The 25,396-nt window shown below is 69.7% G+C and carries 20 protein-coding genes, 1 tRNA gene and 1 pseudogene; 2 read left to right on the top strand and 20 right to left on the bottom strand.

The annotated features are described in order from the left end of the window. Positions 1 to 188 precede the first annotated feature (188 nt). The 17 genes from STRBO_RS0107675 to STRBO_RS0107595 all read right to left on the bottom strand — a co-directional run bounded on the left by STRBO_RS0107675 (position 189) and on the right by STRBO_RS0107595 (position 21,131). The gene (locus tag STRBO_RS0107675) at positions 189 to 626 is read right to left on the bottom strand and encodes a Cg1360 family ATP-synthase-associated protein (RefSeq protein ID WP_005480260.1); all 438 of its coding nucleotides are present in this window, start codon (positions 624 to 626) and stop codon (positions 189 to 191) included. A gap of 443 nt (positions 627 to 1,069) precedes the next feature. Next, on the bottom strand, positions 1,070 to 2,368 hold the full coding sequence (locus STRBO_RS0107670; RefSeq protein ID WP_005480262.1) for an MraY family glycosyltransferase: 1,299 nt from the start codon (positions 2,366 to 2,368) through the stop codon (positions 1,070 to 1,072). Positions 2,369 to 2,497: 129 nt separating this feature from the next. Continuing rightward, positions 2,498 to 3,736, bottom strand: coding sequence for a serine hydroxymethyltransferase (locus STRBO_RS0107665; protein WP_005480264.1), 1,239 nt, complete (start codon positions 3,734 to 3,736; stop codon positions 2,498 to 2,500). Positions 3,737 to 3,948: 212 nt separating this feature from the next. Next, on the bottom strand, positions 3,949 to 4,620 hold the full coding sequence (locus STRBO_RS0107660) for an arsenate reductase/protein-tyrosine-phosphatase family protein (RefSeq protein ID WP_005480266.1): 672 nt from the start codon (positions 4,618 to 4,620) through the stop codon (positions 3,949 to 3,951). Continuing rightward, the gene (locus STRBO_RS0107655) at positions 4,617 to 5,264 is read right to left on the bottom strand and encodes an L-threonylcarbamoyladenylate synthase (protein ID WP_005480267.1); all 648 of its coding nucleotides are present in this window, start codon (positions 5,262 to 5,264) and stop codon (positions 4,617 to 4,619) included. The genes STRBO_RS0107660 and STRBO_RS0107655 overlap by 4 nt, the downstream gene beginning before the upstream one ends. Before the next feature lie 77 nt (positions 5,265 to 5,341). Further along, positions 5,342 to 6,187 (bottom strand): peptide chain release factor N(5)-glutamine methyltransferase, encoded by an 846-nt coding sequence (gene prmC, locus STRBO_RS0107650; RefSeq protein ID WP_005480269.1) that lies wholly within the window; start codon positions 6,185 to 6,187, stop codon positions 5,342 to 5,344. 39 nt (positions 6,188 to 6,226) lie between these two features. Beyond that, a complete protein-coding gene (prfA, locus tag STRBO_RS0107645) occupies positions 6,227 to 7,303 on the bottom strand; it encodes a peptide chain release factor 1 (RefSeq protein ID WP_005480271.1) in 1,077 nt (358 codons plus the stop codon). 139 nt (positions 7,304 to 7,442) lie between these two features. Beyond that, positions 7,443 to 7,664, bottom strand: coding sequence for a 50S ribosomal protein L31 (gene rpmE / locus STRBO_RS0107640; RefSeq protein ID WP_005480273.1), 222 nt, complete (start codon positions 7,662 to 7,664; stop codon positions 7,443 to 7,445). Between the two features lie 240 nt (positions 7,665 to 7,904). Next, positions 7,905 to 9,053 carry an LCP family protein gene (locus tag STRBO_RS0107635; protein WP_005480274.1) on the bottom strand — a complete coding sequence of 383 codons (1,149 nt, stop codon included), beginning with the start codon at positions 9,051 to 9,053 and terminating at the stop codon, positions 7,905 to 7,907. Positions 9,054 to 9,264: 211 nt separating this feature from the next. After that, the gene (locus STRBO_RS0107630) at positions 9,265 to 10,974 is read right to left on the bottom strand and encodes a trypsin-like serine protease (RefSeq protein ID WP_005480276.1); all 1,710 of its coding nucleotides are present in this window, start codon (positions 10,972 to 10,974) and stop codon (positions 9,265 to 9,267) included. Positions 10,975 to 11,153: 179 nt separating this feature from the next. Next, positions 11,154 to 13,211 (bottom strand): transcription termination factor Rho, encoded by a 2,058-nt coding sequence (gene rho, locus STRBO_RS0107625; RefSeq protein ID WP_028796531.1) that lies wholly within the window; start codon positions 13,209 to 13,211, stop codon positions 11,154 to 11,156. 408 nt (positions 13,212 to 13,619) lie between these two features. Then, positions 13,620 to 14,573 carry a homoserine kinase gene (gene thrB, locus STRBO_RS0107620; RefSeq protein ID WP_005480285.1) on the bottom strand — a complete coding sequence of 318 codons (954 nt, stop codon included), beginning with the start codon at positions 14,571 to 14,573 and terminating at the stop codon, positions 13,620 to 13,622. 300 nt (positions 14,574 to 14,873) lie between these two features. Beyond that, positions 14,874 to 15,932, bottom strand: coding sequence for a threonine synthase (gene thrC / locus STRBO_RS0107615; protein WP_005480286.1), 1,059 nt, complete (start codon positions 15,930 to 15,932; stop codon positions 14,874 to 14,876). A gap of 6 nt (positions 15,933 to 15,938) precedes the next feature. Further along, positions 15,939 to 17,237, bottom strand: coding sequence for a homoserine dehydrogenase (locus STRBO_RS0107610; RefSeq protein ID WP_028796530.1), 1,299 nt, complete (start codon positions 17,235 to 17,237; stop codon positions 15,939 to 15,941). A gap of 190 nt (positions 17,238 to 17,427) precedes the next feature. Then, positions 17,428 to 18,819: a diaminopimelate decarboxylase gene (gene lysA / locus STRBO_RS0107605; protein ID WP_005480288.1), complete on the bottom strand. Its 1,392-nt coding sequence runs from the start codon at positions 18,817 to 18,819 to the stop codon at positions 17,428 to 17,430. 255 nt (positions 18,820 to 19,074) lie between these two features. Next, positions 19,075 to 20,397 (bottom strand): ArgS-related anticodon-binding protein NrtL, encoded by a 1,323-nt coding sequence (gene nrtL, locus STRBO_RS0107600; RefSeq protein ID WP_028796529.1) that lies wholly within the window; start codon positions 20,395 to 20,397, stop codon positions 19,075 to 19,077. A gap of 248 nt (positions 20,398 to 20,645) precedes the next feature. Further along, positions 20,646 to 21,131, bottom strand: coding sequence for a response regulator (locus tag STRBO_RS0107595; RefSeq protein ID WP_020114020.1), 486 nt, complete (start codon positions 21,129 to 21,131; stop codon positions 20,646 to 20,648). Positions 21,132 to 21,325: 194 nt separating this feature from the next. Here STRBO_RS0107595 and STRBO_RS0107590 point away from each other — a divergent pair. Together STRBO_RS0107590 and STRBO_RS0107585 are read left to right on the top strand one after the other, a co-directional pair. Then, positions 21,326 to 21,397: transfer RNA gene (locus STRBO_RS0107590), tRNA-Arg, on the top strand. Between the two features lie 713 nt (positions 21,398 to 22,110). Further along, on the top strand, positions 22,111 to 22,695 hold the full coding sequence (locus STRBO_RS0107585) for a hypothetical protein (RefSeq protein ID WP_020114019.1): 585 nt from the start codon (positions 22,111 to 22,113) through the stop codon (positions 22,693 to 22,695). Between the two features lie 83 nt (positions 22,696 to 22,778). On the opposite strand, the gene STRBO_RS0107580 is transcribed toward STRBO_RS0107585, so the two are convergent. The 3 genes and pseudogenes from STRBO_RS0107580 to STRBO_RS0107570 form a co-directional block, all read right to left on the bottom strand. Then, positions 22,779 to 24,197, bottom strand: coding sequence for a tyrosine-type recombinase/integrase (locus STRBO_RS0107580; RefSeq protein ID WP_005480292.1), 1,419 nt, complete (start codon positions 24,195 to 24,197; stop codon positions 22,779 to 22,781). After that, the gene (locus STRBO_RS0107575; RefSeq protein WP_005480293.1) at positions 24,194 to 24,364 is read right to left on the bottom strand and encodes a helix-turn-helix transcriptional regulator; all 171 of its coding nucleotides are present in this window, start codon (positions 24,362 to 24,364) and stop codon (positions 24,194 to 24,196) included. Before STRBO_RS0107575 ends, STRBO_RS0107580 begins: the two co-directional genes overlap by 4 nt. Continuing rightward, positions 24,364 to 25,389 (bottom strand): annotated as a pseudogene (locus STRBO_RS0107570) (replication initiator); the annotation flags it as partial. The pseudogene STRBO_RS0107570 and the gene STRBO_RS0107575, both read right to left, overlap by 1 nt. Positions 25,390 to 25,396: the final 7 nt, after the last annotated feature.

The raw sequence follows: 25,396 nt of genomic DNA, 5'->3' as shown, positions 1-25,396 counted from the left end.
CTCGTTGTGTCGGCGCGGCGCGCAGCCGCGGGTCGGCACTGGACTGGTGTTACGGATGTGGGGGCGGCTGGGGGGCATCAAGCCTCGCGATTGAGCAGGCGTCAGCTCAGATGCCCGCGCCCGCGATGCCGCAGTTGGCACCGGACGATAGCAGGAGTTCGTACACGCCCTTATCCCGGCCCTACTCCTCACGACGAGTGCCCCGATTTTTCGGGCTTGTTGCCCGTGGACGCATCGGGTTCGACATAGAGGATCTTGGCCTTCATATGTGCGCGCGTCTGTGCCGCGATCCACACGAGGGTGGTGGCGACGAGCGTGAACGCGAAAGCCTTGGGATGGAACAGCGTGGTGTTCTTGAACGCGGACAAGAAGATGAACAACAGCAGGATCTGTGCCGCGTAGAGCATCAACCCCATCATCTGGAACAGATGAGGAAGCGATTTGGCGGTGCGCTGCAGAACGTAGAACCCGATCCCCATGAAGACGATCGTGATCACCGCCGCGACGACGGCACCGAGAGCCCCCTTGCCTCCGACGACCACAGCGCTGATGACAGCGGCGATCGCGCCGGCGGCGGCCGTGGGCACGGCAGCCTGAAGGAGGGTCCGGACGTCATTGGACGGCATGGCGGCAACTCCGCTTGCTGAGGGGGCAGGGTGTCGTCATGGACGAGCGTAGACCCCGGGGGCGAGCGGAAATCTCGCGTCGTCGGACCGTCTCACTGGGGTCCTGCGACTCTGTCCCGGGTTCTCGTGAACCGTATCACAAACTATTTGATGAGGTCTTTACCTGAATGCTGTGCCAGGTGTCACACATGAGAGTGAACCCGCCCGTCTGTGCAAAAACCAGGCCGACTTGTCTGGTATAAGGCCGTTTTGCACCGTCAGGTTCTTGCATGGCGTCGGCAAAGCGTTAGTCAGATTCTTACCTTGCCGTCAGCACGACGCCCGGCCCCGGCGCCCGCCCGACGGACGGCCGGGGGCCGTGTGCGACGTACGCACACGGCCCCCGGCCGCTTCGTGAAGATCATCGGCGCACCACGACGGCGCGCGCGACAGTGGGCCGCGCCTCAGTGGCGCGCACCCGCCGGGCTGCGTTCCGCTTCGTGGTCGTGGGCGTGGGCGCGCCCGCCGATCGCCGTCGCGCCGTTGAGAGTCGGGGTCCGGTCCGCGACCGGCTCCGGGGTCGCCGTCACGACCGCGCGGCGGCGGTAGCGCGGCGGGACGAAGCGCTGCGCCCAGCGCGGGGCACGCGGGGTGAAGCGCGGCAGCAGCAGGAGGAAGAGACCGACCCCGCTGAGCATGGCGATGGCGAGGACGATCCACATGGACGCCGAGTTCACCGTGTAGGCGAGGGTGCCGAAGGCGATCACCGCCGACCAGAAGTACATGATCAGCACGGCCCGGCTGTGCGAGTGCCCGACCTCCAGCAGCCGGTGGTGCAGATGCCCCCGGTCCGCGGCGAACGGCGACTGGCCGCGCCAGGTGCGGCGCACGATCGCGAGGATCAGGTCGGCCGCCGGGATCGCGATGATGGTCAACGGCATCAGCAGCGGGATGTAGACCGGGACCATCGAGTAGACCGTGCTGCGCTCCGAGATGTTGTATAGGCCCAGAATGTCCGGGTCGACCTGCCCCGTGATGGAGATCGCGCCGGCCGCCAGCACCAGGCCGATCATCATCGAGCCGGAGTCGCCCATGAAGATCCGGGCGGGATGCATGTTGTGCGGCAGGAAGCCCAGGCACATGCCCATCAGGACCGCCGCGAAGAGGGTGGCGGGGGCCGCGGCCTCGATGCCGTAGCTGTACCAGAGGCGGTAGGCGTACATGAAGAACGCGGCGGAGGCGATGCACACCATGCCGGCCGCGAGACCGTCGAGGCCGTCGACGAAGTTGACCGCGTTGATGGTGATGACGACCAGGGCGACCGTGAGCAGCGTGCCCTGCCACTGGGTCAGCGCGACGATGCCGACACCGGGGACGGGCAGCCAGAGGATCGTCAGACCCTGCATGACCATCACGCCGGCGGCGATCATCTGGCCACCGAGCTTGATCAGGGCGTCGATCTCGAACTTGTCGTCCAGGACACCGATGAGCCAGATCAGCGCTGCCCCGGAGAGCAGTGCGCGCGGTTCGTCGGAGCTGGCGAAGACCTCGCTGAGGTTGGTCAGATGGTCGGCGACCAGCAGACCGGCGCAGAGCCCGAAGAACATCGCGATGCCGCCGAGGCGCGGTGTCGGCTCTCGGTGGACATCACGCGCACGGATCTCCGGCATGGCTCCGGCCACGATCGCGAATTTCCGTACCGGTCCTGTCAGCAGGTACGTCACCGCGGCCGTGATGCAGAGCGTCAGGAGGTATTCACGCACGGGCTTCCCCACAGGTCTCGCTGGCCATCACAGCCCCACACCCTAGCGAGGCGCGCATAAGGGTGAGGACATCCGGGTAGCGACGATGGTTGCACGTGATGCTGTGCCTGGTGGTGCGTCTACCCCACCTCAGCGCGGATACGGCGGAAATCTTCCGGCCAGCTCCCGTACTTCCTCACGTGTCCGCTTGCCGTTCCCGCCGTCGCGCAGGGCCCCCGCGAACAGCACGGCGAGCCGGGCCATCTCCGTCTCCCCCATGCCCTGGGTGGTCAGCGCGGCCGTACCGAGCCGCAGGCCACGGGCGTCGTCGTGGGGCAGGGCGCAGCAGTCGAGGACCATCCCGGCGGCCGCGAGCCGTCCTCGGGCGGTGCGGCCGTCGACGCCGAGTGGCGCGGGATCGACGGTGAGCAGGTGGGTGTCGGTGCCGCCGGTGACGACCACGAGCCCCTCCTCGGCCAGCCCCCGGGCCAGTACGCGGGCGTTCGCGACCACCTGATGGGCGTACGCGGTGAACGCGGGTGTCGCCGCCTCGCCGAACGCGACGGCCTTCGCGGCGATGGTGTGCATCTGCGCGCCGCCCTGCGTGAACGGGAACACCGCCCGGTCCACGCGTTCGGCCAACTCGTCCCCGCACAGCAGCATTCCGCCGCGCGGCCCGCGCAGCACCTTGTGCGTGGTGGCGCACACGATGTCGGCGTACGGCACCGGGTTGGGCGCCGCTCCCCCGGCGACCAGCCCGATCGGGTGGGCCGCGTCGACGATGAGATAGGCGCCCACCTCGTCGGCGACCTCGCGGAAGAAGGCGTAGTCGATGTGCCGGGGGTAGGAGATCGACCCGCAGACGAGGGCCTTGGGGCGGTGCGTGCGCGCCAGGGTCCGTACCTGTTCGCGGTCGATGAGTCCGGATTCCGCCTCGACCCCGTATCCGACGAAGTCGAACCAGCGGCCGGAGAAGTTCGCGGGCGACCCGTGGGTGAGGTGGCCGCCGAAGTGCAGGCCCATCGCGAGCACGGTGTCGCCGGGGCGCAGCAGGGCGGCGTACGCGGCGAGCACGGCCGAAGAGCCGGAGTGGGACTGGACGTTGGCGTGCTCGGCCCCGAACAGCGACCTCGCCCGCTCCACGGCCAGCCGCTCGGCGACGTCCACCATCTCGCAGCCGCCGTGGTGCCGGGCCCCCGGATAGCCCTCGGCGTACTTGTTCGCGAGCGGCGAGCCCAGGGCGGCCAGCACGGCGGGCGAGGTGAAGTTCTCCGCGGCGACGAGTTGCAGCGTCGTAGCCTGCCGATCCTGCTCACCGAGCAGGACGTCGGCCAGCTCGGGGTCCTGCCGTCGCAGGACATCGGCCTCTAGGACAGGGGTGACCGACATGATGGGCTCCGGGGCGTCGACGGTGACGTACGACCAATGTAGGCCCGCCGTGCTCCGGGCGCCCGGTGTCGCCGGTGCTGTTACGCCCGGTCGGGCACTCCGGTGAGAGCGGTGACCACCGGACCCGGCTCCCCTACGCGTCTCTCGCGACGCTCGGCCCTGGCGGGCCTCCCGGCTTCGAGACGCTGCGCCGGCCCACCCCGCGGCCGGGATCAAGCCCGGGCGGGCACCCCCGTGAGAGCGGTGACCACCGGATCGATCGCCTGGTGTATCTCGTCGCCCACCGAGCGGAAGAACGGCAGGGGCGCCCCGTACGGGTCGTAGACCTCGTCGGCCTCGGCGGTGGGGGCGAGGAGCCACCCGCGTAGAGCGGCGGCGGCGCGGACCAGGGCGCGTGCGCGGACGACCATGCCCTCCTCCAGGGAGGGCAGGGTGGTGGGGTCGATGGCGCGGACCAGCCGGGTGAACTCCTTCAGGGTGAAGGTGCGCAGCCCGGCCGAGTGCCCCATGGAGATGACCTGGGCCCGGTGGTCCCGGGTGGCCGTCAGCACGAGGTCGGCGCGGATGACGTGCTCGTCGAGCAGCTCACGCCCCGTGAAGCCGGAGGCGTCCGCGCCGAAGTCCGCGAGGACCGCCTCCGCGTTCGCCTCCATGGGCGCCCCCTCGTGCCCCCAGGTCCCGGCGCTCTCGACGACGAGACCGCCCCACAGCGGGTCCCCGAGCCGGTCGGCCAGGGCGTGCCGGGTCAGCCGCTCGGTGATCGGCGAGCGGCACACGTTGCCTGTGCTGACGTGGAGGATGCGGAAGGTGTCCCGCGGCAGCCCCGTGAAGGTCCGCGTCTCTTCCCCGTCCCATATGCCACGCCCCGCGTCAGGGGCCGTCAATTCGCCACCTCGAGGTCGGGTACGACCTTGCGCAGCTCCTCCGCCGACAGGGCGCCCGCACGCAGCAGGACCGGCACCTTGCCCGTGACGTCGACGATGGAGGACGGCTCGTTGCCGGGGGTCGGGCCGCCGTCGAGGTAGACGGAGACGGAGTCGCCCAGCATCGCCTCGGCGGCGTCGCAGTTCTCCGGCGCCGGGTGCCCGGTCAGGTTGGCCGAGGAGACCGCCATCGGGCCGACGTCGGTCAGCAGTTCGATGGCGACCGGGTGCAGCGGCATGCGCACGGCGACGGTGCCGCGGGTGTCGCCGAGGTCCCACTGCAGCGACGGCTGGTGCTTGGCGACGAGGGTCAGCGCGCCGGGCCAGAAGGCGTCGACCAGTTCCCAGGCCATCTCGGAGAAGTCCGTGACGAGGCCGTGCAGCGTGTTCGGGGAGCCGATGAGCACGGGCGTGGGCATGCTACGACCCCGGCCCTTGGCCTCCAGGAGGTCGGCGACGGCCTCGGAGGTGAAGGCGTCCGCACCGATGCCGTACACGGTGTCCGTCGGCAGCACGACGAGCTCGCCCCGGCGGATGGCGGACGCGGCCTCGCGCAGACCGGTGGCGCGGTCGGTCGCGTCGTTGGTGTCGTATCGCCGTGCCATCTAGCGGGCCTCCTCGTACACGTACTGCTGCTGGGGGGTTGTCGTGGGGCGCGTGCCCATGCTCGTGCTCGTGCTCATCAGGGCAGCGCCTTGCGGGCGGTCGCGAACCGCGGCCGGTTGTTGAGGTCCGGGTGGTCGGCCGCGTCGGCCCAGCCCCGCTCCTCGGTGAAGATCCAGGGCACCTGGCCGCCCTGGGTGTCGGCGTGCTCGATGACGACGACACCTCCGGGCCGCAGGAGCCGGTGTGCGGTGCGCTCGATGCCCCGGATGAGGTCCAGGCCGTCCTCCCCCGAGAACAGGGCGAGTTCGGGATCGTAGTCGCGGGCCTCGGGCGCCACGTACTCCCACTCCGTGAGCGGGATGTACGGCGGGTTGGAGACGACCAGGTCGACCTGGCCGTCGAGGTCGCGGAAGGCGTCCAGGGCGTTGCCCTGGCGCAGGTCGACGCGGGAGCCCGCCATGTTCTTGCGGGTCCACGTCAGCGCGTCCTCGGACAGCTCCACGGCGTGCACCCGCGAGCGCGGCACCTCCTGGGCGAGGGCGAGCGCGATGGCGCCGGACCCGGTGCACAGATCGACGATGAGCGGCTCGACGACGTCCATCGCGCGCACGGCGTCTATGGCCCAGCCGACCACCGACTCGGTCTCCGGCCGGGGCACGAACACCCCTGGCCCGACCTGAAGTTCGAGGTAGCGGAAGTACGCGCGTCCGGTGATGTGCTGGAGCGGCTCACGCTGCTCGCGCCGGGCGATGACCTCCCAGTAGCGGGCGTCGAAGTCGGAGTTCTTGACGGTGTGCAGCTCGCCCCGCTTGACGCCGTGCACGTACGCGGCGAGTTCCTCCGCGTCGTTGCGCGGCGAGGGCACGCCGGCGTCGGCCAGGCGCTGGGTGGCCTGGGCCACTTCCGCGAGCAGCAGGTTCACGCAAGTCCTCCGTCGTACTTCTTCGTGCTCGTACGTGCCTTACGCCGCTGCCAGCTTCGCGGCCGAGTCCGCGTCGACGCAGGCCTGGATCACCGCGTCGAGTTCGCCGTCCAGGACCTGGTCCAGGTTGTACGACTTGAATCCGACGCGGTGGTCCGAGATGCGGTTCTCCGGGAAGTTGTACGTGCGGATCTTCTCGGAGCGGTCGACGGTGCGGACCTGGCTGCGGCGGGCGTCGGCGGCGTTCTTCTCCGCTTCCTCCTGAGCCGCGGCGAGCAGCCTGGAGCGCAGGATACGCATCGCCTGCTCCTTGTTCTGCAGCTGGCTCTTCTCGTTCTGGCAGGAGGCGACGACTCCGGTGGGAAGATGCGTGATGCGCACGGCGGAGTCGGTGGTGTTGACGGACTGACCGCCGGGCCCGGAGGAGCGGTAGACGTCGATCCGCAGGTCGTTCGCGTGGATCTCGACGTCGACCTCCTCGGCCTCGGGGGTGACGAGGACGCCGGCCGCGGAGGTGTGGATACGGCCCTGGGACTCGGTCGACGGCACGCGCTGCACGCGGTGCACCCCGCCCTCGTACTTCAGCCGGGCCCAGACGCCCTGGCCGGGCTCGGTGGCGCCCTGGCCGCCCTTGGTCTTCACGGCGACCTGGACGTCCTTGTAGCCGCCCAGTTCGGACTCGGTGGCGTCGATGATCTCGGTCTTCCAGCCGACGCGCTCGGCGTACCGGAGGTACATGCGCAGGAGGTCACCGGCGAAGAGGGCGGACTCGTCGCCGCCCGCGCCGGCCTTGATCTCCAGGATGACGTCCTTGTCGTCGCTGGGGTCGCGGGGGACGAGGAGCAGCCGCAGCTTCTCCGTCAGTTCCTCGCGCTGCTTCTCCAGCTCCTTGACCTCGGCGGCGAAGTCCGGGTCGTCCGCGGCGAATTCGCGGGCCGTGTCGATGTCCTCGCCGGTCTGCTTCCAGGTGCGGTACGTGCCGACGATCGGGGTCAGCTCCGCGTAGCGCTTGTTCAGCTTGCGCGCGTTGGCCTGGTCGGCGTGGACCGACGGGTCGGCGAGCTTCTTCTCCAGATCGGCGTGTTCCCCGACCAGTTCCTCGACCGCCTCGAACATCTCTCCGGCTCCCTGTACGAACGTTGTGAGTGGGCCTCTCCCGTGGGCGTCGCCCCTGGGCCGTGCCTGTGCGCTGCACCGCAAAGCGCCGGTCCCGATGCCCCCGTGAGGGGCACCGCGGACCGGCGCTGGGGGCTCGCTACTTCTGGGCAGCGGCGGCCTTGCCGAAGCGGGCCTCGAAGCGGGCCACGCGGCCACCGGTGTCGAGGATCTTCTGCTTGCCCGTGTAGAACGGGTGGCACTCGGAGCAGACCTCGGCGCGGATGCTGCCGCTCTCGATCGTGCTACGGGTGGTGAACGACGCGCCACAGGTGCAGCTGACCTGCGTCTCGACGTACTCGGGGTGGATGTCGCGCTTCAAGGTGTCTCCTAGGTTCGGGAGGGCGCCGGGTCGCCGTCGCGGGATGCGGGGGCGTGAACCGGAGCCGACGTACCAGTCTGCCAGCACTGGTGCCATCTACCCAAACCAGGGGGTGGGCTCAGGTATTCCCACCGGGTTTCTCGCACCGTCGTCCCCGGCACGCGCCACGGGGTGCGCCGACGCCCGTCATGGCGGCTGCGGGGCCGTCGTGGCCGGTCGCGCGGTTGCGCGGGCCCCTGACTAGCCTCGGCCGGCGGTCACGACGCCCTCGGCGGTGCCTGTCGCCGTGCCCTTGACGGCCGACTTCGGGACGGTCCTGTCGGCTTTCAGGGCCGCCCAGACCTGCTTCGACTTCGGCTCGTCCAGCAGGACGCGGTTGGGGTCGGCGGGGTCGTACTGGACCGGCATCGTGACCATGGTCATGTTCTTGGATCCGATGCCCTTGAGGCCGCTCGCGAAGGACGCGAGGTCCTTGACCGTGTCCAGGTCGGAGTCCGTGGTGATGGCGTCGGTCGCGGAGACCGCGAGGTCGTAGGCCTTCTTCGGGTCGCTGAGGATGCCGACGTCCTTGACCTGTTCGATGAGGGCCTTGATGAACGCCTGCTGGAGCTGGATGCGCCCGAGGTCGGACCCGTCGCCGACCCCGTGCCGGGTGCGGACGAGGCCCAGCGCCTGCTTGCCGGTGAGCGTGTGCTCCCCCGCCTTCAGGTTCAGATGGCTGTCCGGGTCCTTGATGTCCTTGGTCGTCGTGATGTCGACCCCGTCGAGGACGTTGATCAGCTTCTCGAAGCCCGCGAAGTCGACCTCGACGTAGTGGTCCATGCGGATACCGGTCATGGACTCGACGGTCTTCACCGCACAGGCGGCGCCCCCCGTGGAGTACGCGGAGTTGAACATCGCGTACGAGGCGGCCGGGTGCGTCCTGCCGTCCGCGTCGGTGCACTCCGGCCGCTCGACGAGGGTGTCCCGGGGTATGGAGACCACGGTGGCTCGTTTGTGGCCCTCGTAGACGTGCACGACCATCGCCGTGTCGGAGCGGGCACTGCCGTCGTCGACACCGCCGCCGAGCTTCTTGTTGCTGCCCGAGCGGGTGTCGGAGCCGAGGACGAGGATGTCCTGCGAACCGTTGTCGACGTCGAGGGGCCGGTCGGTACCGAGGGCCTGATTGATGTCGACGTTCTTGATGTTGCCGTTGAGCTTGAAGTACAGGTAGCCGATGCCCGTGCCGCCCAGCACGAGCACGCCCGCCGCGGCCCAGACGACGGCGACCGCCGCCCTGCTGTGCCCGCCGCGTGTCGTGCGACGGCGGCGCCTGTTCGCGCGATGGCGCGGGCCGCTGGTGCCGGGACTGCCCGGGTTGCCGGTTGCCGGCGTGTTCTCGGCGGACATCTGCTCCTCGGTTCTCTTTCCGGTCGGTTACCCCCTGCGCTCAGGCCCAGGCCTGCCGGGACGGATGTGGCCATACCGCTCCATGGTCACTCCGTTCGGTCAGACGGAGTAATCCGGGAAAGGGTTGCACGACGAACGGTGCCCACCGCGTGGAACGCGATGGGCACCGTGGGTGGCCGGTGCGCCCGAGGAGCCGGGCTCACCTGGTGTTTCAGCCGAGCAGGTCGTACTGGGCGTAGCTGGTTCCGACCGAGCCCCGTGTGCCGAAGATCTCGCTCGTTGCCTTGCCGGTGCCCTTGTAGAGGTACAGCGTGCCGGCCGGCGTACGGGCCAGGAGATCCGCCCTGCCGTCGCCGCTCACGTCACCGGGGGTGAGGAGCGTGTTGTAGGCGCTCCAGTCCGAGCGGACCTTGATCCGGGTGGCGAAGGCGCCCGTACCGGACTTGCCGGTGCCCTTGTAGAGGTAGACGTTCGAGCCGGTCTTGGTGCGCGCGATCAGGTCGGCCTTGCCGTCGCCGTTGAAGTCGCCGTGACCGACGACCGCGTTGTACTGGCTCCAGCCGGTGCCGACCTTGACGCGGGTACCGAAGGAACCGGTGCCCTTGCCCGGGTAGATCCACAGGGCGCCCGCCGAGTCGACCGAGAGCAGGTCGGGCAGGGCGTCACCGGTGACGTCACCGGGGGTGACGATCCGGGTGCGGGTCTTCCAGTCGTCGAAGATCTGCGTCGTCGTCCAGGTCTTGGACGAGGGCACGTACCGCCGCCAGAAGACGTCACCGTCGGAGGAGCGGCGCAGCACGAAGTCCTGGTAGCCGTCCCGGTTCAGGTCGGTCTGCTGGACGAGGTTGTAGCCGGTCCAGCTGCCGTTGGAGCTCAGCGACTGGCGGTCGCCGAGCTTGGAGCCCGTGGAGGCGCGGACGTAGCCCGTGCCGGTCTCCTTGTTGCGCAGGAAGACGTCGGCCTTGCCGTCGCGGGTGATGGCGGCGTCGTCGACGCGCGGGTAGGCCGCGCCGGTGTACTTGCTGACCTTGGCGAAGACCGGGTAGGCGCCCTTGTAGACGCAGTCCGTGACGCCCCAGGAGACGACGCCGACCACCTTGTTGTTGACGACGAGCGGGCCGCCGGAGTCACCGTTGCAGGTGGCCGTGGTCGTGGCGTCGGTGCCGCCGGCGGGCTTGCCCGCGCAGACCATGTGCCCCTTGATGAAGTAGTCGCCCCACGTGTTCCCGCAGGTCGTGTCGCTGACGATCGGCAGCGTGGCCGTCTTCAGCGTCTGCGAGATGTCGTCGGTCTTGGAGCTGGTGCGGCCCCAGCCGTAGGCCTTGGCCGAGGTGCCGGCCTTGTACGAGGCGGTGTCGTCCGACGACGTCATCTTGATCGGCGTGGCCTTGACCGGCGCAGAGAGCGTCAGGACCGCGACGTCGTTGTCGATCGCGATCTCGTCCCACGAGGAGTGGTTCCACTGGCGCGACAGCGTGCTGCGGGTGCCGCCGTGGTAGTCGACGTGGTCGAGGGTGCCGTCGTCGTTGTAGACGGCTGTGGGCAGCTGGTCGGTGCCGGTGATGATCTCGCCGTACTCGACCCAGTTGTAGTAGTCCTTGTCGACGCAGTGCGCGGCGGTGAGGATCTTCGTCGGCGAGACGACCGAGCCGCCGCAGAAGAAGCCGAGGTCCTGGGTCGGGTCGTAGTACCAGAGCTGCGCCATCCACGGCGCCGAGCCGATCGTGGTCGTCGAGCCGCCGATGATCTGGGCGGACTGCTGCAGGCCACTGTCGGAGCTCGTGCTCGACGACGGCTGCCGCTCCGGCAGGTTCGCGTTCGCGGTGTCGTCCGCGGCCATGGCCTTGGCGATCCGCACGTCCAGCGCGTCGGGCGTCGTGCCGGTGTCGGCGGAGACCCCGCTCGCCGACGTCAGCAGCAACGCCCCCGCTATCGCGGCGGCAAGGGCTCCGGACAAGGGTCTAGCCACTCGATTCCCCCCTGGGAGTGCAACGTTTGTTCAGAGCATGAAGACCGTGATCGTACACGTGTCCTCTACGGAAAACTGGGGCCACCCTCACATGGAGGGTGGCCCCAGCGCTTCGTCCGGCGACGGGTCGACTAGTCGCCGTTACCGGGCATCGGCGTCGTCTTCTGGATCTGCAACAGGAACTCGCCGTTCGACTTCGTCTGCTTCATCTTGTCGAGGAGCAGCTCGATCGCCTGCTGGGAGTCGAGCGCGTGCAGCACACGGCGCAGCTTCCAGGTGACGGCGAGCTCGTCGCTGCCGAGCAGGATCTCTTCCTTACGGGTACCGGACGCGTCCACGTCCACCGCCGGGAAGATGCGCTTGTCGGCGAGCTTCCGGTCGAGCTTCAGCTCGGCGTTGCCCGTGCCCTTGAACTCCTCGAAGATGACCTCGTCCATGCGGGACCCGGTGTCCACCAGCGCGGTGGCGAGGATGGTCAGCGAACCGCCGTCCTCGATGTTGCGGGCCGCACCGAAGAAGCGCTTCGGCGGGTACAGGGCGGTCGAGTCGACACCACCGGACAGGATGCGGCCGGAGGCCGGCGCCGCCAGGTTGTACGCACGGCCCAGACGCGTGATCGAGTCGAGCAGCACGACCACGTCGTGGCCCAGCTCGACGAGCCGCTTGGCCCGCTCGATGGCCAGCTCGGCGACCGTCGTGTGGTCCTCGGCCGGGCGGTCGAAGGTCGAGGAGATGACCTCGCCCTTCACCGACCGCTGCATGTCGGTGACCTCTTCCGGACGCTCGTCGACGAGGACGACCATCAGGTGGCACTCGGGGTTGTTGTGCGTGATCGCGTTGGCGATCGCCTGCATGATCATGGTCTTGCCGGTCTTCGGCGGGGCCACGATCAGACCGCGCTGGCCCTTACCGATCGGCGCGACGAGGTCGATGATGCGGGTGGTGAGCACGCCCGGGTCGGTCTCCAGACGGAGCCGGTCCTGCGGGTAGAGCGGCGTCAGCTTGTTGAACTCCGGGCGGCCACGGCCGTGTTCGGGCGCCATGCCGTTGGTGGAGTCCAGCCGGACCAGCGCGTTGAACTTCTCGCGGCGCTCGCCGTCCTTGGGCTGCCGGACCGCACCGGTGACGTGGTCACCCTTGCGCAGGCCGTTCTTGCGGACCTGGGCGAGCGACACGTACACGTCGTTCGGGCCCGGCAGATAGCCGGAGGTCCGGATGAACGCGTAGTTGTCGAGGATGTCCAGGATGCCCGCGACGGGGATCAGGACGTCGTCGTCGGCGAGCTGCGGCTCGGGGGTGCCGATCTCGTCACGGCCGCGACGGCCACGACGGTCCCGGTAACGGCCGCGACGCCCACGGCGTCCGCCGTCGAAGTCGTCGTCGTCCTGCGGGCCGTTGTCACGCTGACGGTCACGGTCCTGGCGGCCGCCGCCCTGCTGCTGGCCCTGCTGCTGGCCGCGGTCACGCTGCGGCTGACCGCCGCCGCCCTGCTGCTCGTCGCCCTTGCCCCGACGGCCGCGCTCGGTGCGGTCGGTGCGGTCCGTACGGTCGGTGCGGTCCGTACGGTCGGTGCGCTCGCCGCGGTCACGGCCGCGCTCGCGGCGGCCCTGACGGCCCTCGCCCTGGTCACCGGCGTCGGTCTTGACCTCGGCCTGGGCCGGCGTCTCGGCCTTGGGCTCGGCCTTCGCCTCGGCGGTGACCGTCTCCGGGCTGCCCGCGTCGGCGGTGGCACGGCGCCGACGGCGCTCGGTGGGCGCCTCGTCACCGCCGGCCGGCTGGCCGGGGATCTCGATCTGCTGCTGGGCCACGGCCTTCTCGGCCTTCTCGGCGGGCGCCTCGGCCTTCTTGGCGGCGGCCTTCTCGGCCGGCGCGGCGTCGTCGCCCGTGCGCGCCTTGGAGGTGGCGCGGCGCTTCGGCTTGGTCTCGGTGGCCGCCTCGGCCTTGGCCGGGGCGCCCCCTCCCGCCTGCGCGTCCTTGATGACCTCGATCAGCTGGCTCTTGCGCATACGCGCGGTGCCCCTGATGCCGAGGCCGGATGCGACCTGCTGCAGCTCGGCCAGCACCATGCCCTCTAGGCCGGTGCCGCGGCGCCGCCGGGAGCCGGCACCGCTGGCAGGCGCGGCGTCCGTGGCGGGCGCGGCAGCGGTGTCCTCGACACGTGCGCCCATCAGATCGGTGGTGTCGCTCACGAAGGGTCCTTCCCTGGAGCGGACGTCGGCCTTCTGGCTCGGCGACCGTTTGTGCTGTCCGGCTTCGGCCCTGTTCGGGTGGACCGTGCCGGGGCGGTGGTCCGCCAAAGGCGGCGGAGGAAATTTCTGATGATTCGGCGCTTTCCGGGCCGTGGCACTGAGTGTCTGTGTCACGCGGCTCGGCAACGCGCCGGTTCCGGGGCCTGCTCGGCAGACCGCTCAGTGCCTGCGTACGGCGTACAGCTTGACGTACGAAGCACAGTGCGGCTTGGGAGACTCCCGGAAGAAAGGTTGTCCCTGACGGGGACGATAAGCACCTCGCCATGGCTGGGGCAGGTGCAGACTTGAGGTTAACACTACCGGATCCAACAAACATTCCCCCTCTCGAAATCCCGCAACCGGACTCCGCTATTCCTCGGCGCCGTCGGCGCCGGGTCCGGTGACGGTGGTGGTGAGCGGCAGGACGCACGCCCCTCGGGCGTCGAGGTCCAGCCGGTTCGCGGCCCAGCCCGCACCCGCGAGATCGGCCACCTTGTCGGCGCTCGCGTGGTCGGCCAGGGCCAGGACGGTGGGTCCGGCGCCGGAGATGACGGCGGGAATGCCGTCGGCCCGCAGTCGCTCGACCAGGGCCGCGCTCTCCGGCATCGCGGGTGCCCGGTACTCCTGGTGCAGCCGGTCCTCGGTGGCGGGCAGCAGCAGCTCGGGGCGCCTGGTCAGGGCTTCCACGAGGAGGGCCGCCCGGCCCGCGTTGGCCGCTGCATCGACGTGCGGGACGGTGCGTGGGAGCAGTCCGCGCGCCGTCTCCGTCAGAACGGGTTTCCCGGGCACGAAAACCACCGGAACGATGGAATCCGCGGGCTTCATCCTGATCGCACGCGCGGCGCCGCCCTCCATCCAGGAGAGCGTGAAGCCGCCGAGGAGACAGGCCGCCACGTTGTCGGGGTGCCCCTCGATCTCGGTGGCCAGTTCGAGCAGCGCGGCGTCGTCGAGCCGGTTGTCGCCGCCTATGGTCACGGCGCGGGCGGCGACGATGCCGGCGCAGATGGCGGCGGAGGAGGAGCCGAGGCCGCGGCCGTGCGGAATGCGGTTGGCGCAGACGATCTCGAGGCCCCGGGGCTGTCCGCCCAGCAGGTCGAAGGCGGTGCGCAGGGAGCGGACGAGCAGGTGCCGCTCGTCGCGCGGGAGGGTCTCGCTGCCCTCCCCCGCGATGTCGACGTGCAGGCCGGAGTCGGCCACCCGGACGACCACGTCGTCGTAGAGCCCCAGCGACAGGCCCAGGGCGTCGAAGCCCGGACCGAGGTTGGCGCTGGTGGCGGGGACGCGCACCCGTACGGCGGCGGCGCGGAACGCTGGACCGGCCATCGCTCGATGACTCTCCTTGAACTGCGGGATTGACGATTGTCGAATGACATTCGATGCGTACGTGAGGCCCCTGCCGCCGTTCAGGACGGCGCGGCGCCGCGCCCCTGGGGGGCATATGCGGCGGGCGGGTTCACTACAGCCTATCGAAGGAAGGTTCTGTGGCGACATAGGGCGCACAAGAGGCGCACGATGCGTGTCGTAAGCCCCCCGTGCACCCCCTGTCGGGTCCTGTCAGGGTTATCCCCCGGGAATCGTCGTCTACGCGCGACTCCCAGGTCTTTTCGAACGGCTGGACGAAGGTTACGCCAGGCCGAGGCGCTCGGCCGCCGTCGCCGCGTCCACCGGGACGGTAACGGGCTGCGGGGCGCCCGCGACGGCCCAGTCGGGGTCCTTGAGGCCGTTGCCGGTGACCGTGCAGACGATGGTCTGCCCCGGGTCGACCTTGCCGTTCTCCGCGGCCTTCAGCAGACCGGCCACGGAGGCGGCGGAGGCGGGCTCCACGAAGACACCCTCCTGAGCGGCCAACAGGCGGTAGGCGCGCAGGATCTCACGGTCCGTCACCTCGTCGATGAAGCCGCCCGACTCGTCCCGCGCCGCCAGGGCGTACTTCCAGGACGCGGGGTTGCCGATGCGGATCGCGGTGGCGATCGTCGACGGGTCCTTGACGATCTCGCCGCGCACGATGGGCGCGGAACCGGAAGCCTGGAATCCCCACATGCGCGGGGTCCTGGCCGCGATGCCGTCGGCCGCGTACTCCGTATAGCCCTTCCAGTACGCCGTGATGTTGCCCGCGTTGCCCACCGGCAGGACGTGGATGTCGGGGGCGTCGCCCAGCATGTCCACGATCTCGAACGCGGCGGTCTTCTGGCCCTCGATGCGCACCGGGTTCACCGAATTGACCAGCGCCACCGGGTAGTTGTCGCTCAGTTCACGCGCGAGGGTGAGGCAGTCGTCGAAGTTGCCGTCGACCTGGAGGATCTTCGCGCCGTGCACCAGGGCCTGGCCCATCTTGCCCAGCGCGATCTTCCCGCGCGGGACGAGCACGGCGGAGACCATGCCCGCGCGGACGGCGTAGGCGGCCGCGGAGGCGGAGGTGTTGCCCGTGGAGGCACAGATGACCGCCTTCGCGCCCTCCTCCTTCGCCCGCGTGATGGCCATGGTCATGCCGCGGTCCTTGAAGGACCCGGTCGGGTTGGCACCCTCGACCTTGAGGTGGACCTCGCAGCCCGTGCGCTCGGAGAGCACCTGCGCGGGCACGAGGGGCGTGCCGCCCTCGCGGAGCGTCACGACCGGCGTGCTGTCGGAGACGGGCAGCCTGTCCCGGTACTCCTCGATGATTCCGCGCCATTGGTGGGTCATTGCTGGTTACTCTCCTTCAACCCGCATGATGCTGGCGACACCCCGCACGGTGTCGAGATTGCGCAGTGCCTCGACGGTCCCGCTGAGGGAGGCGTCGGAGGCGCGATGCGTGACGACGACGAGAGAGGCCTCGCCGCCGCCGTCCGGCCGTCCTTGCTGCCGCACCGTATCGATCGATACGCCGTGCTCCGCGAACACGGTCGCCACCTGGGCGAGAACACCCGGTTTGTCGGCGACGTCAAGGCTGATGTGGTAGCGGGTGACCACGTCACCCATCGGCGAGACCGGCAGGGCCGCGTACGCGGACTCGCCGGGGCCGGTGGCGCCCGCGAGCCGGTTGCGGCACACGGCCACGAGGTCGCCGAGCACGGCGGAGGCCGTGGGGGCGCCGCCCGCGCCCGGCCCGTAGAACATCAGCTGCCCGGCGGCGTCCGACTCCACGAACACGGCGTTGTAGGCGCCGCGCACGGAGGCGAGGGGGTGGGTCAGCGGGATCATCGCGGGGTGCACGCGCGCCGTGACGGAGCCACCGTCCGCGGCCCGCTCGCAGATGGCGAGCAGCTTGATGGTGCAGCCCATGTTCCGGGCGGAGGCGAAGTCGGCCGACGTCACCTCGGTCATGCCCTCGCGGTACACGTCGTCGAGCCGCACACGCGAGTGGAAGGCGATGCCGGCGAGGATCGCGGCCTTGGCGGCGGCGTCGAACCCCTCGACATCGGCGGTCGGGTCGGCTTCCGCGTATCCGAGGGCGGTGGCCTCGTCGAGAGCCTCCTGATACCCGGCGCCCGTGGAATCCATCTTGTCGAGGATGAAATTGGTGGTGCCGTTGACGATGCCCATCACCCGGTTGATCTTGTCGCCGGCGAGGGACTCGCGCAGCGGACGGATCAGCGGGATGGCGCCGGCGACGGCGGCCTCGTAATAGAGGTCCTTGCCGGCCTCGCCGGCCGCGGCGTGCAGCGCGGCGCCGTCCTGGGCGAGGAGCGCCTTGTTGGCGGAGACGACGGAGGCGCCGTGCTCGAACGCGGTGGTGATGAGGGTGCGGGCGGGCTCGATACCGCCGATGACCTCGACGACGACGTCGATGTCCCCCCGTTTGACCAGGGCGGTCGCGTCGGTGGTGACGAGCGCCGGGTCGATGCCCGCACGCACCCGCGAGGGCCGCCGGACGGCCACGCCCGCGAGTTCGACCGGGGCACCGATACGGGCGGCGAGGTCGTCGGCGTGCGTCGTCATGATGCGCGCCACCTCTGAGCCGACTACCCCACAGCCCAGCAGCGCCACCTTCAGCGGACGCGTACGCATCATCCGACCTCGTTTCCTCACATACCGACATACCGAATACGGTGGAACCAGTCTCACTCACCGGACGGGAGTTTCTATCCCTCGTCCGGATCGTGAGACATCTATTTCATTTTCACCGGGCCGTAAGACGGAGATCTTTCGGCCCACGGAACTCTTTCCGCCCGGTGCTTTTCCTGCCCGAAGGAGCCGCTCAGCCGACGTCGAGACGGAGAAGATCCTCCTCCGTCTCCCGGCGGACGATGACCCGGGCCTGTCCATCATTGACGGCGACGACCGGCGGGCGCAGTACGTGGTTGTAATTGCTCGCCATCGAACGGCAGTACGCGCCCGTCGCCGGCACGGCGATCAGGTCACCCGGTGCCAGGTCCGCCGGCAGGAACGCGTCCCGCACCACGATGTCACCGCTCTCGCAGTGCTTGCCGACCACGCGCGCGAGCATCGGCTCGGCGTCGGAGGTCCGGGACACCAGCGAGACGCTGTACTCGGCGTCGTACAGCGCGGTGCGGATGTTGTCGGACATGCCGCCGTCCACGGAGACGTACGTTCGCAGCCCGTCCAGCGGCTTGATGGTGCCGACCTCGTACAGCGTGAACGCGGTGGGCCCGACGATCGCGCGGCCCGGCTCGACGGAGATCCGGGGCGTGCGGAGCTTCGCGGCGTCGCACTCACGGTTGACGATCTCGGTGAGTGCCTTGGCGGTCTCGTGGGGCTCGCGGGGGTCGTCGGCGCTGGTGTAGGCGATGCCGAGGCCGCCGCCGAGGTCGATCTCGGGCAGCTCGACGCCGTGCTCGTCACGGATGTCCCTGAGCAGACCGACGACACGGTGGGCGGCGACCTCGAAACCGGATGTGTCGAAGATCTGCGACCCGATGTGCGAGTGGATCCCGATGAGTTCGAGCCCGTCCAGCTTGAGCGCCCGCCGCACGGCCTCCGCGGCCTGTCCGCCGGCGAGCGGGATCCCGAACTTCTGGTCCTCGTGAGCGGTGGCGATGAACTCGTGCGTGTGGGCCTCGACGCCGACGGTGACCCGGATCTGCACCCGCTGGCGCCGGCCGAGCGACTGCGCGATGTGGGCGACCCGCACGATCTCCTGGAAGGAGTCGAGCACGATACGGCCGACGCCGGCCTCGATGGCCCGGTGGATCTCGTCGGTGGACTTGTTGTTGCCGTGGAAGGCGATGCGGTCGGCGGGCATCCCGGCGGAGAGGGCGGTCGCCAGCTCGCCGCCGGAGCAGACGTCGAGGTTGAGCCCCTCCTCGTGCAGCCAGCGCACGACGGCCCGGGAGAGGAAGGCCTTCCCCGCGTAGAACACGTCGGCGTCCTGCCCGAACGCCGTGCGCCAGGCGCGCGCCCGCGCCCGGAAGTCGGCCTCGTCGACGAAGTACGCCGGCGTACCGAACTCCTCCGCGAGCGCCTTCACATCGATCCCACCGACGCTGACGACCCCGTCGTCCGCGCGGGTGACGGTCTGCGCCCACACCTTCGGGTCCAGCGTGTTCAGGTCGGCGGGCGGGGCGGAGTAGTGCCCCTCGGGAAGCACGTCGGCGTGACGGGGACCGGCGGGGTGTGCGGAACGGCTCATGTCTGTACGGCTTTCTGTGAACTCTGGGCTGCGGCGCGGAGGGCCGACGACCGGGGCGTGGCCTTGGCTGGGCCTGGGCTTCGGGCTGGGCCTGGGCTTCGGCTCGGGCTTCCGCTGGGGGCGGTGGGCTTTCGGCGGTGGGCTTTCGGCGGTGGGCTTTCGGCGGTGGGAATTCGCCGTTCGGCTGTCTGCTCTCGGCTGTCTGCTCTCGGCTCTCGGCTGTCGGCTCGGTGGCTTGGGGCTTCGCGGGCTCGCTCAGAGATATTCGGGTGCGTCGATGCCGAGCAGGGACAGGCCGCCGGCCAGCACCGTCCCGGCGGCTTCGGCAAGCGCCAGCCGGGCCCGGTGGGCGGCCGAGGGTTTCTCGTCGCCGCGCGGCAGCACCGTGTGCTGAAAGGCGAGCAGGGCGTCGGCGAGGACGACCAGGTGCCGGGCGAGTCGATCGGGAGCGCGGAGCGTGGCGGCTCGGGTGAGGGCGGAGGGGTAGGTGGTGAGGGCGGTGACGAGGGGGGTGGCCGTGTCGGGGGTGGCGGAGGAGTCGGTGAGGCCGGTGGGGTTGGTGGGGTCGACGGTGCGCTCGGTGTTGATGGAGGAGGTATGGAGGTCGCCCGGGGCGCAGGGGGCGTGCAGGGGCCCAGGGGTGGCGGTGAAGCCGAGGGCCGCGGCGTTGCGGGTGAGCGCGCGGGCTCGGGCGTGGGCGTAACGGACCCGGAAGAGGGGGTTCGCGGCCCGCTGCACGAGGAGGTCGGCGGTGATCCGGGGGCGGTCGTGGGCGGCCGGATGCAGGAGGGCCCAGCGGAGGGCGTCGGGGCCGAGGGGGGTGGGGTCCTCGGGGGCGGGGACGGGGCGGAGGTTGATGGGGGTAGGGCTGAGGGCGGGGGTGAGGCTGGGGCTGGGGGTGATGGTCCCGCCGGGGCGATCGGGGGCGGAGGGTTCGTGCGCGAGGTCTGGGTCACCGGCGTTCGCGGGGCCGTCGGGGCCGTCGGGGCCGTCGGGGCTCAGGGGATCGTCGGGGCTCTCGGGACCGTCGAACTTGCCCTCGTCGGCGACGGCCTGGGACCGGATGTGGTCGACCTCGACGCGACCGCCCTGGCTGGCGACGATCCGCACGAGCGCGTCGGCGATGACCTCCGCACGGATGTCGTACGGGATCCGCAGCCGGACGACCTGCCCGGCGAGGTCGTCGCTGTGGCCGTACGGGAGGGGATCGGAGCCCTCGCCGCCCTGGGTTCCCCCGGCTCCCTGAACGCTGCACGCCGTCCCTCGGATCCGGCGTACCAGGGTGGTGACGGCAACCCGTTCGAGGTGGAAGTTGAGGAACCCGGGGCCGGTGATCTCGACGGCGGCGACGCCCGCGGTCTCGCTGAGGTGGGGCCGCAGTATCTCGGCGACCCGCAACGGCGGTCGCCCGGCGGGCCTGGCCAGCTGCAACGCGATGTTCGTCGCGTAGTCCCCGCTCCCCCCGGGCCCGGGGGGAGTCACGACGGCATGTGCGGGCACGGCGACACTCAGCTCCCCTTCGTCCACAGCACGACGCACCGCGCGCAGCACGGTACGGGAGAGCTCGACGGGGGTCACGGGACAAGGGTATGGGAGGAGGGGGGTGGGTATGCGAGCCGGTTTGGCCTGAGGTCCGGGATGTGGACAGGGTTGGGTGGGGCGCCTGCGGCTGAGGCGTCTACGAGGGGACGGCGGCGGGGCAGCGCGTCATGGGCTGACGGGCAGGGCCGGCGTTTCGAGGTGTCTACGGCTCCCGGAGGTTCCGAGCCCCCGCAACCCGCCGTCCAGCAGTCCAGCAGTCCGGAAAACTCCCATGCTCACGGAGTTCAGCTGCCGGTGCGACCGGCCCGCTCCGCGCACTCGGTGTGCTCGGCGTGCGCGTGCTCGGTGCCACCGACTGGGGCGGGACCATCGCCACCGACCCCGTAAGCCGGCTCGGCCTCACCGTCGCCGGAGGCCCCACTCTCCACCAACCGCCGTACGAGGGCGACGAGTTCGGCCGGCTCGAAGGGCTTGGCAAGGAACGCGTCGACGCCGACGTCGAGGCCGGCCTCGACCTCGTACTGCGAGCAGGCACTGACGATGGCGAGCGGAAGGCGCCGCGTCCGGGGGTCGCTGCGCAGCCGGGCGGCGGTACGGAGGCCGTCGAGACGGGGCATGGCCACGTCGAGGGTGATGAGGTCGGGCCGCACCTGGTGAACGACGTCCAGGCACTCGGCACCATCGGCCGCGGTCACCACCTCGAAGCCCTCCAGCTCGAGATTGACCCTGATCAGCTGCCGGATGACCTTGTTGTCGTCTACAACAAGCACCCGGCCGGACGCGCCTGGCACAACTCGAGAGTAGGTCCGCCCCCACCGCCGCGTCCGGGTTTTCCCCACTTCCACCCCCTGCGGGCGGTCTCCCCCAGCTCAACCCCACCCTCCACCCACCAAAAACCGTTCATGATCTCCCTCGGAGAGCTGGTAGGGTTCTACCCGTCGCCGCCCCACAAGGCGCCCGACACGCCCCCGTAGCTCAGGGGATAGAGCAACGGCCTCCGGAGCCGTGTGCGCAGGTTCGAATCCTGCCGGGGGCACCTTGCATGAGGTGCCCAAAGACCCCGCCATCAGCGCTTTAGCTGAGAACGGGGTCTTCGCGTATGTGCAGCCGTATGCCGCTCGGAGCGGCCGTATGTCGGGTGCTGTGGACTATGTGTGGACTGGCTGCAGGGCACGAATCCGCAGGTGGGGCCCGGGAAACGACGAGGCCCCTGGACTGGAGTCCGGGGGCCCTTGTGCCGTGCGTGGGTGTGTCGGATCAGGTCTCGGCCGGCCGGCTGCCCTCTCGGTCACCCTCCTCCCCAAGGTGCGGCACTCGTGAGCTCTGGAGGCGGAGGCGACTTCCGCCAGCTCCGGGGGAACACCGGCGCGGTGCGACGCTCACATCGTTGGGAACAGGTCCTCGTCCGCATGCGGACGGACATCCAGGGGGCAGCCTCACTGCACCGTGGCTTCGCAAGGTGCTGCGACACCAGGCCTTGATCTAGCGAATGTCATCAACTGCGCACAGCACTGGTGTGCGGCCACCACGCTGACAGGCTCCAAGATTTGCAGCAGGAGTACATCGCTCTCTCAACTCCCATGTTGCAGAGGAGGATTGGAGCCCTATAGTCGCATTACATCGGAATGTCACGACAATCCGCTGATGCACCAACGGGGGCTGGATCATGCCCGGCGCCACACCCCCTGCTCTTTTCGTTGCAGTCCGACGCACCGGAGTCACCGCACCCGCGGGGAAAGGTCAGCTCCATTGTCTGAGATTGAGATCGGCGTGGGCATAGCTCTCACGCCTCCCGAGGAACCGTTCACCGTTACTGGGCTGACCTTCACGAAGGAACGTTCTCAGGGCATCGCTGGTGACTGGCTACTGACTGTCAAGGGGCGCCCCAGCATCACTGTTCGGGACATCACTTGGGAGGTCGGAGAGCGCGACATCCGCACGATCATGTCCGAGCAGCTTCCCGAGATGCCCCGAGAGATGGCCAAGTTCTACGAGCGACGCCGCGCGGGCGTCTACTACTGCGACGCTTACCACACTTGGATGACTGCTCGGACTATCACCTTCCAACCCGATGGCTGGCCCCTCCATCAGCAACAGCCCACGCTCGACGCCCTCGACGCTGTGTGCGATGCCAAATTCATCCAAGCGGCGTGCCGACTCGGCATCACCGACATCGGGCCCAAGGGAGAAGTCATCACTCGCGACCGGCCGGGCAAGGGTGAGCTTTGCGCCTTGTTCGAGCCGGACTGTGAGGAGGGGACACACGCGGCCTTCTATGCGGTGACTCGCATATTGCCCGTATTGCGCCATATCGGCTGGGTTCGCGTACCGTAGCGGTGCGCCACTCGGAGCGGCTGCATATCGTGGCCCCCGGACTGAAGTCCGAGGGCCACTGCGCTGTGTGCAGGTATGTCGAATCAGGTCTCGTCCGGTCGGCCGTCTTTCTGGTCGTGCTCCTGGTCGCCGTCCTCACCGAGGAGTTCGGCGATCCGACTGTTGGCGATGTCTTGACGGCCATCAAGACACTTCGCATACCGGCTCAGCAGCACCTCCACGCTGTTGCCCGCCCGCTCCGCCACCTCGGTCGGGTCCACCCCTGCGTTGAGCCACGAGGAGAGCGCGGCGTGCCGTAGGTCGTACGGTCGCGCAGCCAGCGGCGACGCCGCCTGTTCCGGAGTGAGCGCCAGGTGCCGCGCCTCGTCCCAGACACGCCAGTACGTGGTGGAGGCGACCACTCCCCCGCGCTCATTGGCGAACAGCCGCCCGTCCTTGGCCGTACCGAACTCCTCGATGTGCGCGAGCAGGATGCGGACTAGGCGGGGCGGAATCGGAACGATGCGGGTCTCGTTCGCGGGCCGGTTCTTGAGCCCGCGGTTGTCGTGCACCTCCCCCGTTCCGGTCCAACGCTTGCCGACAGTGGGACGGCTCTTCTCCAGGATCAACGAGCCCCAACCGGTGTCCGGCAGCGTGCAGTCCGGACGACGCAGCGCCACCGCTTCCGCCGGCCGAAGCCCACCGAAGTACATGCAGGCGAACAGCGCGACCAGGCGGCGCCCACGAGCCCGACGGTAGCCACCGACGTACGAGACAGCGCCAAGGAGTTCAACAGCCTGCCGCGGGTTCACCACGACTCGGCGGTCCACTTCCTTGGCCACCTTCGGCAGCTTCCACTTCACGAGCGTGACCGGGTTCTCCGGGAGCTCCCCCAGCTCGACCGCATAGGCCAGGGCGTTGAACAGGACGGCCCGCTTGCGCCGCACCGTCTCAGCGGCAGCCGGGGCCCCGGACAACGTGAGCTTGAGCGAGTCGAGAACGCTGCGGATATCTGCCGCATTCTTGAGCGTCGCCAGCGACAGCGAGGCTTTGGCGACCCAGCGGAGGGCATTGGCGATGTCCACCGGCGGCGCTTCCTCGTCCGGGGCCTGGACGACGAAGGCCCAGCCGCGCAGGGCACGCCGCAACACCTCGTCTGCCGGACGACCGGGCCGGTCGCCCAGGAGCTGAGTCGTGACGAGTGTCATCGTCTCGTTCAGGCTGTCACGCGAGTTCGGGGCAGCATGCGGCCACTTCATGGCGACGTACGCCCGCGCGAAGTCGTACCAGGAGAGAGACTCTTTGACCGGTGCCATGGAGTCCGGCAGCCCGGTTTCCGTGTCGAATGCCTCGCCCTTTTGCGCAGCCCGAAGCAGCTTCGCGCGGAAGTTGTCAGCGAGCGCCTTGGTCCGAAAGGTCTCGGAGAACGGTGGGACGTCCCCGACCTTCCAACGCACGTCGTAGGACGGCGTCTTGTACGGCCGCTTACGGATGCTCCACACCTTCACGTCATGCGACTTCACGCCGCCTCCCCGAGTCCGTGAAGCCATGCAGTGAAGTCACTGCGCCAGAAGCGGAGTTCACCATTCGGGAGCTTGATCGCTTCCGGAGCCTGTCCCAGCTCACGCCAGCGGTAGAAGGTGCGGCGGGAGATTCCACCCAGCTCGGTGAGGACCTGCGGGACAGTCATCAGTTCGTCTCGTCGGCGATCCACGCCGAGTCTCCTTCCGTGTCGGTGTCGGGGATAGCGGGTCGCCGCGAGGTGGCGAACCAGGTCTCAGCAGCGGTCAGACCAGTGCCCGCAAAGCGCCAGTGGGAGAGGACGAGCACGGTGTCCGGGTCGGGCAGGGGGTGACCTGCTTCGGCGGCGCGGGCGCGGGTGAGGGCTTCGTTGTGGTCGGCGCGTTCCTGGCGGAGGGCGCCGAGGGTGACGGAGTAGGCGCGGGACTTGGTGGAGAAGTGGCCGCGGAAGCCGAGCATGTGGGCCCACTTGCGCAGGCGGAGGGCTTCGAGTTCGGGGCGGGCTCCGAGGTGCCAGCAGGTGAGGATCAGCTGTCGGGCGTGGTCGGTGACGCCGGATCCGATCAGGTCGGTGATCGGGTTGCGAATGGGGCGGTCGAGGGTGCCGGCCGTCTCGGCGCCCTTGGTGGCGTACTTCGCGATGTACGAGGCGACGGCGCGGCTGGAGAGTTCCGAGGTGCCCGCGAAGTCGGCCGAGTGGATGGGGCGGACGTCGAGCTGTTTGCCGAAGCGGAAGGTGTAGGGGCGTGCGTCGAGGACAGGGCCGGGGGCTTCGGCGAGGCGCGCCGACGTGCGGATTGTGTCGGTGAGGAGTTCGGTCGTCGCCCAGGGCGGTGGGGTGTCTTCAGCGCCGTCGGGGCCGTCGAGGCGGATGACGGCATGGAAGTGGACGGCACCGCGTTGCTGGTACTCGGCGACCTTGGCGTACGAGACCTTGAGGCTGTCGCGGAGCTCCGAGCGGGTGAGGCCCGCACGGGCGGCGAGTTGCTGGCGCAGGTAGGTGGTGAAGCGGGCCCAGAGCGCGCCAGCGTGGGCGTTCCAGAGGACTGCGGCGCGGTAGTCGTAGCGGTCGGGGTCCAGGGGTGTGCCGAGTGCGGGGTCGTCGTCGGGGTGGAGTCGGCCGCAGCGGCACCGGCCGCCGCCGGGGCGGTTGTGCACGGGGCCGAAGGAGGGGGCGGTGAAGGTAGCGAAGACGCTGTGC

It is taken from the genome of Streptomyces bottropensis ATCC 25435 (assembly GCF_000383595.1).
GTDB lineage: Bacteria > Actinomycetota > Actinomycetes > Streptomycetales > Streptomycetaceae > Streptomyces > Streptomyces bottropensis.
Note: the sequence above shows the minus strand (reverse complement) of the source record. Positions and strands in the feature narration are given on the sequence as shown.

Excerpts from the sequence above, each read along its gene's own strand:
- lysA (WP_005480288.1), bottom strand. The coding sequence starts at position 18,819 with ATGAGCCGTTCCGCACACCCCGCCGGTCCCCGTCACGCCGACGTGCTT.
- STRBO_RS0107610 (WP_028796530.1), bottom strand. The coding sequence starts at position 17,237 with ATGCGTACGCGTCCGCTGAAGGTGGCGCTGCTGGGCTGTGGGGTAGTC.
- STRBO_RS0107635 (WP_005480274.1), bottom strand. The coding sequence starts at position 9,053 with ATGTCCGCCGAGAACACGCCGGCAACCGGCAACCCGGGCAGTCCCGGC.
- prfA (WP_005480271.1), bottom strand. The coding sequence starts at position 7,303 with ATGTTCGAGGCGGTCGAGGAACTGGTCGGGGAACACGCCGATCTGGAG.
- STRBO_RS0107575 (WP_005480293.1), bottom strand. The coding sequence starts at position 24,364 with ATGACTGTCCCGCAGGTCCTCACCGAGCTGGGTGGAATCTCCCGCCGC.
- STRBO_RS0107655 (WP_005480267.1), bottom strand. The coding sequence starts at position 5,264 with ATGGCACGGCGATACGACACCAACGACGCGACCGACCGCGCCACCGGT.
- STRBO_RS0107675 (WP_005480260.1), bottom strand. The coding sequence starts at position 626 with ATGCCGTCCAATGACGTCCGGACCCTCCTTCAGGCTGCCGTGCCCACG.
- STRBO_RS0107665 (WP_005480264.1), bottom strand. The coding sequence starts at position 3,736 with ATGTCGGTCACCCCTGTCCTAGAGGCCGATGTCCTGCGACGGCAGGAC.
- thrB (WP_005480285.1), bottom strand. The coding sequence starts at position 14,573 with ATGGCCGGTCCAGCGTTCCGCGCCGCCGCCGTACGGGTGCGCGTCCCC.
- thrC (WP_005480286.1), bottom strand. The coding sequence starts at position 15,932 with ATGACCCACCAATGGCGCGGAATCATCGAGGAGTACCGGGACAGGCTG.